This window comes from Pseudomonas sp. NBRC 100443, from assembly GCF_030268185.1.
In the GTDB taxonomy this organism is placed as follows: Bacteria; Pseudomonadota; Gammaproteobacteria; order Pseudomonadales; family Pseudomonadaceae; genus Pseudomonas; species Pseudomonas citronellolis.
In genome coordinates this window covers 341121-354002 of sequence record NZ_BSQE01000001.1, presented here as the reverse complement: position 1 = coordinate 354002, position 12882 = coordinate 341121, and the positions used below count along the sequence as shown (strand labels likewise).

The 12882-nt window shown below is 66.9% G+C and carries 11 protein-coding genes; 4 read left to right on the top strand and 7 right to left on the bottom strand.

Annotation, left to right across the window (positions count from 1 at the left end):
- Window positions 1-66 precede the first annotated feature (66 nt).
- Genes QSJ95_RS01570 through coxB form a run of 4 tightly spaced genes read right to left on the bottom strand, consistent with a single transcriptional unit; the run spans window position 67 to window position 4315 of the window.
- Window positions 67-954 carry a cytochrome c oxidase subunit 3 gene (locus QSJ95_RS01570; protein WP_009614695.1) on the bottom strand — a complete coding sequence of 296 codons (888 nt, stop codon included), beginning with the start codon at window positions 952-954 and terminating at the stop codon, window positions 67-69.
- A 19-nt stretch (window positions 955-973) separates the two neighbouring features.
- Window positions 974-1531 carry a cytochrome c oxidase assembly protein gene (locus QSJ95_RS01565; protein WP_064581580.1) on the bottom strand — a complete coding sequence of 186 codons (558 nt, stop codon included), beginning with the start codon at window positions 1529-1531 and terminating at the stop codon, window positions 974-976.
- Between the two features lie 50 nt (window positions 1532-1581).
- On the bottom strand, window positions 1582-3177 hold the full coding sequence (gene ctaD / locus QSJ95_RS01560; protein WP_009614691.1) for a cytochrome c oxidase subunit I: 1596 nt from the start codon (window positions 3175-3177) through the stop codon (window positions 1582-1584).
- Window positions 3178-3190: 13 nt separating this feature from the next.
- The gene (coxB, locus tag QSJ95_RS01555) at window positions 3191-4315 is read right to left on the bottom strand and encodes a cytochrome c oxidase subunit II (RefSeq protein ID WP_281686142.1); all 1125 of its coding nucleotides are present in this window, start codon (window positions 4313-4315) and stop codon (window positions 3191-3193) included.
- Window positions 4316-4687: 372 nt separating this feature from the next.
- Between coxB and QSJ95_RS01550 the strand changes: the two genes are divergently transcribed.
- On the top strand, window positions 4688-5326 hold the full coding sequence (locus QSJ95_RS01550; RefSeq protein ID WP_009614683.1) for a hypothetical protein: 639 nt from the start codon (window positions 4688-4690) through the stop codon (window positions 5324-5326).
- A gap of 253 nt (window positions 5327-5579) precedes the next feature.
- On the opposite strand, the gene fusA is transcribed toward QSJ95_RS01550, so the two are convergent.
- Window positions 5580-7628, bottom strand: coding sequence for an elongation factor G (gene fusA / locus QSJ95_RS01545; RefSeq protein WP_285639412.1), 2049 nt, complete (start codon window positions 7626-7628; stop codon window positions 5580-5582).
- A 92-nt stretch (window positions 7629-7720) separates the two neighbouring features.
- Here fusA and QSJ95_RS01540 point away from each other — a divergent pair, with 92 nt between their 5' ends.
- On the top strand, window positions 7721-8155 hold the full coding sequence (locus tag QSJ95_RS01540; RefSeq protein ID WP_285639411.1) for a hypothetical protein: 435 nt from the start codon (window positions 7721-7723) through the stop codon (window positions 8153-8155).
- A gap of 250 nt (window positions 8156-8405) precedes the next feature.
- Here the strand turns inward: QSJ95_RS01540 and QSJ95_RS01535 are convergent, their stop codons facing one another.
- Together QSJ95_RS01535 and QSJ95_RS01530 are read right to left on the bottom strand one after the other, a co-directional pair.
- The gene (locus tag QSJ95_RS01535) at window positions 8406-9455 is read right to left on the bottom strand and encodes a threonine aldolase family protein (protein WP_058073089.1); all 1050 of its coding nucleotides are present in this window, start codon (window positions 9453-9455) and stop codon (window positions 8406-8408) included.
- Between the two features lie 421 nt (window positions 9456-9876).
- Window positions 9877-10536 (bottom strand): hypothetical protein, encoded by a 660-nt coding sequence (locus QSJ95_RS01530; RefSeq protein WP_058487864.1) that lies wholly within the window; start codon window positions 10534-10536, stop codon window positions 9877-9879.
- A gap of 167 nt (window positions 10537-10703) precedes the next feature.
- Here QSJ95_RS01530 and QSJ95_RS01525 point away from each other — a divergent pair, with 167 nt between their 5' ends.
- Together QSJ95_RS01525 and QSJ95_RS01520 are read left to right on the top strand one after the other, a co-directional pair.
- On the top strand, window positions 10704-12080 hold the full coding sequence (locus QSJ95_RS01525) for an L-serine ammonia-lyase (protein WP_285639408.1): 1377 nt from the start codon (window positions 10704-10706) through the stop codon (window positions 12078-12080).
- Window positions 12081-12090: 10 nt separating this feature from the next.
- A complete protein-coding gene (locus tag QSJ95_RS01520) occupies window positions 12091-12810 on the top strand; it encodes a GlxA family transcriptional regulator (protein WP_285639406.1) in 720 nt (239 codons plus the stop codon).
- Window positions 12811-12882: the final 72 nt, after the last annotated feature.

Below are 12882 nucleotides of genomic sequence, written 5' to 3'. Positions count from 1 at the left end.
TGCTCGCGAACGACTCCGCAGCGGGGCTGGTTCGCGAGCAAGCTCGCTCCTACAGGGCGTGCCTCCTCAAAGCACGTACACGAAGATGAACAGCCCGATCCACACAACGTCGACGAAGTGCCAGTACCAGCTGGCCGCCTCGAAACCGAAGTGGTGCTCGGCGTCGAAGTGCCCGCGCAGGATGCGGATCAGCATGATGCTCAGCATCAGCGCGCCTATGGTCACGTGGGCGCCGTGGAAGCCGGTGAGCATGAAGAAGGTGGTGCCGTAGATGCCCGAGCCGAGGGTCAGGCCCAGTTCGCTATAGGCCTCGTGGTACTCGTGGGCCTGCAGGAACAGGAAGGCCACGCCCAGGGCCACGGTGATCGCCAGCCACAGCTTCAGCGGGCCGCGGTGGTTCTTCTTCAGCGCGTGGTGGGCGAAGGTCACGGTGAAGCTGGAGGTGACCAGCAGGATGGTGTTGATCAGCGGCAGCTTCCACGGCTCGATGACTTCCTTGGGCGGCGGGAACAGCTTGTTGTCCGGGTTGCTCAGCAGCGGCCAGGTGTACTGGAACTCCGGCCAGAGCATGTGGGCGATGCCCTTGTGGCCCTCGCCGCCCAGCCAGGGCCCGGCGAAGTGGCGGATGTAGAAGAGCGCGCCGAAGAAGGCGGCGAAGAACATCACCTCGGAGAAGATGAACCAGCTCATGCCCCAGCGGAACGAGCGGTCCATCTGCGGGCTGTAGAGGCCGGAGCGGCTCTCCTTGATCACGTTGCCGAACCAGCCGAACAGCATGTAGGCGACGATCAGCCCGCCGGCGAAGAGGATCCAGGGCCCGTGGGAGGCCTCCTTGCCGGCGCTGTAGTCGTTCATCCAGGTGCCGACGCCGAACAGCGTGGTGAGCAGGCCGATGGTGGCGATGATCGGCCATTTGCTCTGGGCGGGAACGTAGTAGGGATCGTGGGTTGCCATTCTTGTTCTCCTGGGCCGGTCAGCGGTCGTTGCTGGCCACCGGTGGCTTGCGTGCGGTGATGTCGAACAGCGTGTAGGCGAGGGTGATGCGGTGGACATCCGCCGGCAGGTCGCGGTCGACGATGAAGCGCACCGGCATCTCGATGCGCTCGCCGGGCTGCAGGACCTGCTGGGTGAAGCAGAAGCATTCGGTCTTGTGGAAGTAGCGCGCGGCCGTGGAGGGCGCGATGCTGGGGATGGCCTGGGCGGTCATCGGCTTGTTGGTGGGGTTCTGCGCGACGAACAGCATCTGGTTCACCGCCCCGGGGTGCACCACGATCATTTCGCTCTCGGGGCGGAATTCCCAGACCATGTCGATGTTGTTGTTGGCCACGAAGTCCACCTTCACCTGGCGCGCCATGTCCACCTGCTGGAGGCCGCCCTGGTAGGCGCTGCCGGAAGTCTTGCCGTTGATGCCCAGGGCCTTGCACATGACGTTGTAGATCGGCACCAGGGCGAAGCCGAAGGCGAACATGGCCACCACCACCACCAGCAGGCGGGTGACCAGCTTGCGCGTCTCGATATTGCCGTCGCTCATGTTCTATCCCTCCTGCGGGAACGGCCAGGGCCGTTCCCGCGGGTGCCGGTTCATTTCACTTCCGGCGGGGTGCTGAAGGTGTGGTAGGGCGCCGGCGAGGGCACCGTCCACTCCAGGCCTTCGGCGCCGTCCCAGGGCTTGGCCGGGGCCGGCTTGCCGCCGCGGATGGTCTTGATGACGATGAACAGGAACAGCAGCTGGGTGGTGCCGAACAGGAAGGCGCCGATGGACGAGACCATGTTGAAGTTGGCGAACTGCAGGTTGTAGTCCGGAATCCGCCGCGGCATGCCGGCCAGCCCCAGGAAGTGCATGGGGAAGAAGGCCATGTTCATGCCGATGAAGCTCAGCCAGAAGTGCAGCTTGGCCAGGGTCTCGTCGTACATGTGCCCGGTCCACTTGGGTATCCAGTAGTACACCGAGGCGAAGATGCCGAAGATCGCCCCGGGCACCAGCACGTAATGGAAGTGCGCCACCACGAAGTAGGTGTCCTGGTACTGGAAGTCCGCCGGGGCGATGGCCAGCATCAGCCCGGAGAAGCCGCCGATGGTGAAGAGGATGACGAAGGCCACGGCGAACAGCATCGGCGCCTCGAAGGTCAGCGAGCCCTGCCACATGGTCGAGGCCCAGTTGAACACCTTCACCCCGGTGGGCACGGCGATCAGCATGGTGGCGTACATGAAGAACAGTTCGCCCACCAGCGGGATGCCGACCACGAACATGTGGTGCGCCCAGACGATGAACGAGAGGAAGGCGATCGAGGCGGTGGCGTAGACCATCGAGGTGTAGCCGAACAGCGGCTTGCGGCTGAACGCCGGGATGATCGCGCTGACCGCGCCGAACGCCGGCAGGATCATGATGTACACCTCGGGGTGGCCGAAGAACCAGAACACGTGCTGGAACAGCACCGGGTCGCCGCCGCCGGCCGCGCTGAAGAAGCTGGTGCCGAAGTGGATGTCCATCAGCATCATGGTCACGCAGCCGGCCAGCACCGGCATCACCGCGATCAGCAGGAAGGCGGTGATCAGCCAGGTCCAGACAAACAGCGGCATCTTCATCAGCGTCATGCCCGGGGCGCGCAGGTTGAGGATGGTGGCGATCACGTTGATCGCGCCCATGATCGAGCTCATCCCCATCATGTGCAGGGCGAAGATGAAGAAGGTCACGCTGTGCGGGGCGAAGGTGGTGGACAGCGGGGCGTAGAAGGTCCAGCCGAAGTTGGGGCCGCCGCCGGGCATGAACAGGGTGCTGACCAGCAGGCCGAAGGCCGCCGGCAGCAGCCAGAAGCTGAAGTTGTTCATGCGCGGCAGGGCCATGTCCGGCGCGCCTATCATCAGCGGCACCATCCAGTTGGCCAGGCCGACGAAGGCCGGCATCACCGCGCCGAACACCATCACCAGGCCGTGCATGGTGGTCATCTGGTTGAAGAAGGCCGGCTCGACGATCTGCAGCCCCGGCTGGAACAGCTCGGCGCGGATCACCATGGCGAAGGAGCCGCCGAGGAGGAAGGCGCAGAAGCTGAACCACAGGTACAGGGTGCCGATGTCCTTGTGGTTGGTGGTCAGGACCCAGCGCATCAGGCCCTTGGCCGGGCCATGGTGGTGCTCGCCGGCGTGCGAATGCTCGGGATGGTCGATCACAGCGCTCATCGCAGGCTCCTCGTTATTTTTGCTTCTGCTTGTAGGCCACTACGTCTTGCGGAGTGACCATGTCGCCGTCGTTGTTGCCCCAGCTGTTGCGCTCGAAGGTGATCACCGCGGCGATGTCCACTTCCGAGAGCTGCTTGCCGAAGGCCGCCATGGCCGTGCCCGGAACGCCGTTGAACACGGTTTCCAGATGGTGCTCCTTGGGCCCGGTGACGATCTTCGAGCCCTTGAGCGCCGGGAACATCGGCGGCATGCCCTGGCCTTCGGGCTGGTGGCAGGCGGCGCAGATGGTGTGGTAGACCTTGTCGCCACGGGCGACCAGTTCTTCCTTGGTCCACTCCTTGCTGGTCAGCTCCTTGAGCTTGGCCGCCTCTTCCTTGCGCTCGGCCAGCCACTTGTCGAAGTCCGGCTTGGACTTCACGTCGACCACGATGGGCATGAAGCCGTGGTCCTTGCCGCACAGCTCGGCACACTGGCCGCGGTAGACGCCGGGCTCATCGATCCTGGTCCAGGCCTCGTTGACGAAACCGGGGATGGCGTCGCGCTTGACCGCGAAGGCCGGCACCCACCAGGAGTGGATGACGTCGCTGGAGGTCACCAGGAAGCGCACCTTGACCCCGGCCGGCAGCACCAGCGGGTTGTCCACTTCCAGCAGGTAGTGCTCGTCCTTGGGATCCCTGTTGTGGATCTGCTCCTGGCTGGTGGCCAGGTTGCTGAAGAACTCCACGTCCTGGCCCAGGTACTTGTACTGCCACTTCCACTGGTAGCCGGTGATCTGCACGTCCAGCTCCGGCTCGGAGGTGTCGTACATGTGGATCAGGGTGCGCGTGGCGGGAATGGCCATCACCACCAGAATCAGGAACGGCACCACGGTCCAGAGGATTTCCACTGCGGTACTCTCGTGGAAATGCGCCGGCTGCTGGCCGGTGGAACGGCGGTGGACGATCATCGACCAGAACATGGCACCGAAGACGATGATGCCGATGACCACACAGATCCAGAAAATGGTCATGTGCAGGTCGAACACGTTACGGCTGACCTCGGTCGCCCCCGGGGTCATGTTCACCGTCCAGGCGGCGTGCGCCGGAGTAAACACGAGGAGCGACAGCAAGCCCATCCAGGTACGCGGATGTCGCAGCATTCGGGTTCCCCTTATCGTTGTTCTTATCCCGCCGGCAAACGCCAGCGGCCAAGGGAGCGACCGCCAAGACAGCAAACTTTGACCGCCGAGCCTCGGCACGTGCAAGGCAGGCCGGGTTCATCAGGTTCAGGTGTGTCGAATCGGAGTATAGCCAGGGGTTGCGACATAACAACGCAGCGCAAAAAACTCCTCCGCAATTGCGAAAGGTGCTCTCAAACCCACGCCGCCTGCGGCTTTGCTCTACCATGGTGGCGGCTTGATATGCCCGAACCTCATAAAGGTTGCGTGATTATGACGATCGCGTCTTAGCTCGCCGACCCGCCCGGCTAAGGTCTTTCTTCACTTTCCAAATCGAGTTGTCTTGGAGTTGTCATGAATATCGCAGCACTGCGCGAACTGATTCAGCAGGCCCACCGGCTCGAGGCGCGCAACGGGCACCTGGCGCGGCTCATCCACAGCCAGATGGCGGGCCTGCACCCGAGCATCAACCTGAGCGGCGACGATGCCGTCCAGGTGCTCACCCGCTTCGTCCATGCCTATATCGAGCAGGTCCCCGAGTTCCTCGAAGCCGCCACCAGCGTGGCGCGCAACGCCGGTATAGAGGAAAGGATCAAGCCGGTGCTGAAGGTCGCCGAGCACTTCTTCCTGACCCCGCCGGACCTGCTGGCCGGCCACGACGGCCTGGACGCGCTGCTCGACGAGGCCTACCTGGCGCACCGCCTGGTGGAGGAAGTGAACGACCGCTACATCGCCCACTTCGGCCAGCCGCTGATCCCGCTGGACACCACCGTGGCCAACCTGGTGGCGCACCAGCTGATCGGCGAGCCCTTCGCCAACCAGCTGGACGAGGCCGTGCACCACGCGGTGGACTCGATGCTCGACGACAGCGTCTTCGCCAGCCCGGCGGCGCAAGCCTACCGCGCCCGCCTGAGCGACCCGCAGACGGTCACCGCCTGGAAGCAGTGGCCGTGCCTGTCGCGGCGCTTCGGGGTGGAACTGCATCTGAATTGATGCGCCTGGAGCGATAGGCCAAGCCCACGCACAGAGCATCGCGGATAAATCTCCTACGATTCCAGGAAGCACGGCTTTTCGTAGGATGGCGTTGAGCGAAGCGATACCCATCAGCGCAACCGCATGGGTTTCGCAAGCTCAACCCATCCTACGAAGAGCACCTCGGCGCAAGACAGTTGCTCCTGCCATACCGGCGGACACGGCTTCTCGTAAGAGCGCTCCGGCGCAGCCGGCAAGACAGGACCCGGCCTCCTCAGTCTTCTTCCTGCACCGCCTTGTACCCACTGGCCAGGCGCTGCTGCACGTCCTGCGGCACGGGGTTGTAGTGGCTGGCCTCCAGGGTGAAGAAGCCCTGCCCGGCGGTGATCGCCTTCAGCCGGTTGGCGTAGCCCTCCAGCTCCGCCAGCGGCACCTGGCCGCGCACCAGGGTGGCGCGGGCCGACAGCGGCTCGGTGCCCAGCACCTGGCCGCGGCGGCCGGTGAGGTCGGCGGTGATGTCGCCCAGGCGCGCCTCCGGCGCCGTCACCGCGATGTTCACCACCGGCTCCAGCACCAGCCCCCCGGCGTTGCGCAGGGCGTCGAGCATGGCCTTGCGCCCGGCGGCCTGGAAGGCGATGTCCTTGGAGTCCACCGAGTGGCTCTTGCCGTCGAACACCGTGACCTTCACGTCCTCCACCGGGAAGCCGGCCAGGGGCCCGGCGGCCAGCGCCGCGCGCACGCCCTTCTCCACCGAGGGGATGAACTGCCCCGGGATCACCCCGCCCTTGATGGCATCGACGAACTCGAAACCGGCCCCGCGCGGCAGCGGCTCCACGCGCAGGAACACCTCGCCGAACTGGCCGGCGCCGCCGGTCTGCTTCTTGTGCCGGCAATGACCCTCGGCCGGGCGCGTCGCCGTCTCGCGGTAGGGCACGCTGGGCGCTCGGGTGTTCACTTCCAGCTTGTAGCTGCCGGTCAGGCGCTCCAGCAGGTAGCGCAGGTGCAGTTCGCCCATGCCGCGCAGCACGGTTTCCTGGGTGGAGGCGTTGTAGTCCAGGCGCACGCAGGGGTCCTCGGCCAGCAGGCGCTGCATCACCTCGGCCAGGCGCTGCTCGTCGCCGCGGCGGCCGGCCTCGATGGCCAGGCCCTGCATGGGCGTGGGGAAGTCCAGCGGCGCCAGGCGGATGTGGTCCTCGTCGTGGGAGTCGTGCAGGACCACGTCGAACTCCAGCTCCTCGACCTTGGTCAACGCACCGAAATCGCCGGGGATCAGTTGCGGTACCTCCTCGTGGCGCTTGCCCTGCAGGCGCAGCAGGTGGCCGACCTTGAACGGCTTGCGGCCGTCCCCGGCGAACAGCTGCATGTCGCGGCGCACGGTGCCCTGGTGCACGCGGAACACCGCCAGGCGGCCGACGAAGGGGTCGATCACCACCTTGAACACATGGGCCAGCACGTGGGCCTCGGGGTCCGGCTGCGAGCGAAAGGGCCTGGCGCCGCCCTGCTCGTCCAGCCGCTCGAACAGCGGCGGGTTGCCTTCGGCGGGGTTGGGCGCCAGCCGCGCCAGCGCCGTCAGCAACTCGTCGACGCCGGCGCCAGTGCGCGCCGAGACGAAGCACAGGGGAATCAGGTGGCCTTCGCGCAGGGCCCGCTCGAAGGGTTCGTGGAGTTCCTCCGGCTGGATCGAGCCCTGCTCCAGGTAGCGCGCCATCAGTTCCTCGTCGACCTCCACGACCTGGTCGACCAGCGCCTGGTGCGCCTCCTCCACCGAGGAGAAGTCCGCCTCGCCGGCGGGCGCGAAGAAGCAGTCGGCCACTCGCGTCGCTCCGCCGGCCGGCAGGTTCAGCGGCAGCACTTCCTTGCCGAAGGCTTCGCGCAGGTCGGCCAGCAGCGTCGGCAGGTCGACGCGTTCGGCGTCGATCTTGTTCACCACCAGCATCCGGCACAGCCCGCGCTCGGTGGCCCAGTCCATCATGCGGTGGGTGTTCAGCTCGATGCCGTTCTGCGCGTTGACCACCACCAGCGCGGTCTCCACCGCCGCCAGGGCCGGCAGCGCGTGGCCGATGAAGTCGGGCAGGCCGGGGGTATCGATGAGCTGGACGTGCGCGCCCTCGTGCTCGAAGTGCGCCAGGGCGGCGGACAGCGAATGGTGATAGTCGCGCTCCAGCGGGTCGGCGTCGCACAGGGTGTCGCCGCGCTCCAGCGAGCCCATCGCGGGAATGGCGCCGCTGCGCTGCAGCAGGGCTTCGGCGAGCAGGGTCTTGCCGCTGTCGCCATGGCCGACCAGGGCGACCGTGCGGATCTGTTCGACCGAGTAGTTCGACATGGGGCACCTCCCAGGCAGGGTAACGGGAAGTATAGGTAGCACCTCGGGACTCTCTGAGCAAAAAACAGCCAGCCGCCGCGAGGCCAGCGGGCATGCCTATCACAGTCGTTTCACCACAGCTTTTCCACAGCTTGCTGAGGCTTGCCTCCACAGCCGTTGTGGACAGTTTGGGAGATTCGCCGGGGAAGCTGGCAAGCCTTGTGCCACGGGCCTTCAAGCGCAACGCTGGTGATTTTTTGAGCAGTGCCGCGCAAGCCCCGGCAAGCCTGTCCAGCGACAGTTTATCCACAGCTTTATCACAAGCCGTTCAACAGAAGCCGTGGACAGCCCGCGACGATTGGCCGCCGGTTTTTTCCGCAGCGCCCTCGGACAGGGCCATTGGCGAAAAAACCGGCAATGCCCGGCAGCCCTCGCCGTTTCGCTCGTGCAGCCATTCACTGACAGCTTTTCCACAGCTTTCCCGCGCCTCGCTCCACAGCCATTGTGGGCAACTCGTCGGTCACCGAAAGGTCGCGGCAAGTGCTTGAAAATCAAGGCGCGCAGCGGAAACAAGGTCAAAAAACATACAGCCGCGCGCAGGCCCCGCCCGGCCTGGCGCGAAGGTATTCATTCACACTTTATCCACAGCACGGCCAACAGATTCCGGGGGCAGAATCCAGCCCGCCGGACAAACCCCGAGCGCCCTGGCCCGGCCCAGCGGCCATGCGCCCGCCAGCCGCCTGCGCACAGCCCGGCCACAGGCTGCGCACAGGGTTTTCGACAGATTCGGTGGACAACTCAGGCGGCGGCGCCCATCACCTGGCGAATGTCCTGCGCCAGCGCCTCGACGCGTTCGACTTCGGTGTCCCAGGAGCACATGAAGCGCGCGCCGCCGGCACCAATGAAGGTGTAGAAGCGCCAGCCGCGCTGGCGCAGGGCTTCCAGGGCCGGTTCGGACATCTGCAGGAACACCCCGTTGGCCTCCACCGGGAACATCAGCTGCACGCCCGGCACGTCGGCCACCCGCTGCGCCAGCAGGCGCGCGCACTGGTTGGCGTGGTTGGCGTAGTGCAGCCAGGCGTCGTCCTGCAGCACGCCGACCCAGGGCGCGGCGAGGAAGCGCATCTTCGAGGCCAGCTGGCCGGCCTGCTTGCAGCGGTAGTCGAAGCCTTCGGCCAGTTCGCGGTCGAAGAACAGGATGGCCTCGCCCACCGCCATGCCGTTCTTGGTACCGCCGAAGCACAGCACCTCGACGCCGGCCTTCCAGGTCAGCTCCGCCGGGGTGGCGCCGAGGAAGGCGCAGGCATTGGAGAAGCGCGCGCCGTCCATGTGCAGGTGCAGGCCCAGCTCGCGGCAGGTGGCGCTCAGCGCGCCCAGTTCGTCCGGGCGGTAGACGGTGCCGACCTCGGTGGCCTGGGTGAGGGTCACTACCCGCGGCTTGGGATAGTGGATGTCCTGGCGCTTCAGGGCGATCTCGCGGATCGCCGCAGGGGTCAGCTTGCCCTGCTCGTCGGTGCGCGCCAGCAGCAGCTTGGAGCCGTTGGAGAAGAACTCCGGGGCGCCGCACTCGTCGGTCTCGACGTGGGCGGTCTCGGCGCAGATCACGCTGTGGTAGCTCTGGCACAGGGCGGCCAGGGCCAGGGAGTTGGCGGCGGTGCCGTTGAAGGCGAAGAACACCTCGCAATCGGTCTCGAACAGCTCGCGGAAGTGGTCGGAAGCGCGCGCCGTCCACTGGTCGTCGCCGTAGGCCCGCTCATGGCCGCGGTTGGCCTCGGCCATGGCGGCCCAGGCTTCCGGGCAGATGCCGGAATAGTTGTCGCTGGCGAATTGCTGGGAAATGTCGAACATCGAAAGCTGCCTCGGGAAGATAAGAGTCATCCACAGGCAGCGTAGCGAAATCGCAGCTTTTGTAGGAGCAACAGTCTTGCCGGCTACGCCGAGGCGCTTTTCGTAGGATGGGTTGAGCCTTGGCGAAACCCATGCGGCCGGGGTGATGGGTATCGCTTCGCTCAACGCCATCCTACGGTGGGGGCTGTTCGGCGTGGCTGGGGGAATCCAATCGCGGACAAAGTCCGCTCCTACGCCCGTGCAAGCGACTGTCTTGCCGGCTGCGCCGAGGTGCTTTTCGTAGGATGGGTTGAGCCTTGGCGAAACCCATGCGGTCGCGGTGATGGGTATCGCTTCGCTCAACGCCATCCTACGACGGCTCGCGAATGGGGCCATTCGTGCCACCTGGGCCTCCGGCGTGGCCGGGAGCCCAGGCAGTCGATCAGGGCAATGCCGTCAGCTTCATCTGCTCGACGATAGGCACGAACAACTGCCGCATGGACTGGGTGCTGCCGCCGTTGGGCTTGTCCGGGCTGCTCAGAGTCAGCACGTAGCGCCCCTTGATCAGCCCAGTCAGGCTGGACTCACCCGCCTCGCCCTTGGCCGGGGCGACTATGCCCAGGGGATCCCCCATGCGGGTGGTGTCGATCACCGGCAGGTAGTCCTCGCCACCGAACTTGTCGGCAGTGCCGTTCTTGATCGCGGTCTCGCGAGTCTTGTTCAGCAGCGTCAGGCTGGAATGCGTCATGTCGCGCAGCTTGTCCTGCGCACCACGGTAGGCGATGGCCTGCTCGCTATTGGCATCCTGGGCCGGCGCCGGCATGCCGGTGTCGATCAGGCTGATCTCCAGGTGGCGGCTGCCGTCGGCGGTGCCGTACACCAGCTTGGCGTCGTTGTAGCCGCATTCGCGGGAGATGAACGGGTAGCCGTACATTTCCTTGCTCGGCGGCAGGGCCTTTTCCAGCGGGTGGCCGGTGCAGCTGTCGGCCGGCACCGCGGCGGCCGCGGCCTTCTCGGCCTTGGCCTTGTCGTCGCCACCGCCGCAGCCGTGGAGGGTCGCGCCGAGCATCAGGGCGCTGAGCAGGATCAGGGAGCGTTTCATGGCGTCCTCGGGTTTGACAGTGGCGGCATTCTAGCCGCGGGCGGCGCGGCGCGCAGCAGTGGCCCGGTGGCAGCCAGGTGCATTTTCAGGTCGGGAGCGGACATCTTTTCCCCGGCCAGGCAGCCGAGAATCGGCGGCAGCGGCATCGCCATTCGAGGAGCCCCGGCATGGCCATCAGTGTGTTCGACCTGTTCAAGATCGGTATCGGCCCTTCCAGCTCGCATACCGTCGGCCCCATGCGCGCCGCCGCCCTGTTCGTCGGCGCCCTGCGCGAGCGCCAGTTGCTGCCCCGCGTCAGCCGCGTCGAAGTGAAGCTCTACGGTTCGCTCTCCGCCACCGGCGTCGGCCACGGCACCGACCGCGCCGTGATCATGGGCCTGATGGGCGAATGGCCCGACCGCATCGATCCCAGCCAGATCGCCCCGCGCGTGGCCGAACTGCTCGGCAGCGGCGAACTGCTGCTGGCCGGCGAGCGGCGCATTGCCTTCGACTGGGTGCGCGACATGCTCCTGCTGGAGGAAAACCTGCCCTACCACCCCAACGCCATGAGCCTGGTCGCCTACGAGGGCGACGCCGAGCTGTACGCCGACACCTATTACTCCATCGGCGGCGGCTTCGTCGTCGATGCCGAGCAGGCCGCCACCGGCAGTCTCGACCAGGACGCCACCCGCCTGCCCTACGACTTCAACAGCGCCGCCGAGCTGCTGCAGCTGTGCCGCCGCCACAACCTGCGCGTCTCCCAGCTGATGCTGGCCAACGAGCGCATGTGGCGCAGCGACACCGACACCCGCGACGGCCTGATGCGCATCTGGCGCGCCATGCAGGACTGCGTGAACAACGGCCTCAAGGCCGAGGGCATCCTCCCTGGCGGCCTCAACGTGCAGCGCCGCGCCGCCCGCCTGCACCGCAACCTGCTGGAGATCGGCAAGCCCAACGTCATCGGCTCCACCCTCAGCGCCATGGAGTGGGTCAACCTCTACGCCCTGGCAGTCAACGAGGAAAACGCCGCCGGCGGGCGCATGGTCACCGCGCCCACCAACGGTGCGGCCGGCATCGTCCCGGCGGTGCTGCACTACTACATGCGCTTCAACCCCGATGCCAGCGAGCAGGACGTGGTCGATTTCTTCCTCGCCGCCGCGGCCGTGGGCATCCTGTGCAAGAAGAACGCCTCCATCTCCGGCGCCGAAGTCGGCTGCCAGGGCGAGGTCGGCTCGGCCTGCGCCATGGCCGCCGCCGGCCTGGCCGAAGTCCTCGGCGCCAGCCCCGAACAGGTGGAGAACGCCGCCGAGATCGGCCTAGAGCACAACCTGGGCCTGACCTGCGACCCGGTCGGCGGCCTGGTCCAGGTGCCCTGCATCGAGCGCAACGCCATCGCCGCGGTGAAGGCCATCAATGCCGCGCAGATGGCCCTGCGCGGCGACGGCCAGCACTTCATCAGCCTCGACCAGGCCATCCGCACCATGCGCGACACCGGCGCCGACATGCACGACAAGTACAAGGAAACCTCCCGCGGCGGCCTGGCCGTCAGCATCATCGAGTGCTGAGGAGAGCGCCATGCACGACACCGCCCCGGCCCACGTGAACTTCCTGCTGCAGGACGGCTTCGACCTGTTCGCCCTGGCGCTGGCCCTGGAGCCGCTGCGCCAGGCCAACCTGCTCGCCGGCGCCAGCTGCGCCGTGTGGGCCCTGCTGAGCCTGGACGGCGGCCCCGCCAGGGCCAGCAGCGGCCTGTGCGTGAACTGCGACGCCAGCCTCGCCCAGCGCCCGCCGGCCGACCTGCTGCTGCTCTGCGGCCCGGAAGGCTGCCGCCCGGCGAGCGGCGAGGGCGACTGCGCCAGCACCCTGCTGCAACTGATCGGCCGCAGCCAGGGCCCGGCGCTGGCCCAGGCCGTGCGCACCATCCTCGACGACGAACGCAGCCTGGGCACCCTCCAGGCCTCCACGCCGCCCCACGCCGGCCTGCAGCGCGCCATCGCGCTGATGCGCGCGCACCTCACGCGGCCCTTGGGCATGCCGCAGCTGGCGGCCACCCTGGGCCTGTCGCGGCGCCAGGTGGAGCGCCTGTTCCAGCGCTACCTGCAATGCACGCCGGCGCGCTACTACCAGCGCCTGCGCCTGGCCCACGCCCGCCAGCTGCTGCGCGGCAGCGCCCGGCCGCTGGCCGAGGTGGCGCGGGCCTGCGGCTTCCCCTGCCAGCAGCATTTCACCCGCTGCTACCGCGAGCACTTCGGCCGCCCGCCGACCCAGGAGCGGCGCCAGGCGGCGCTGCACTAGCCCTTTCCCCGGTTGCACCACAGGCCCGCACGTGTCGGCAGCACGTTGCGGGCCTCTTTTTTTGCGCCCACG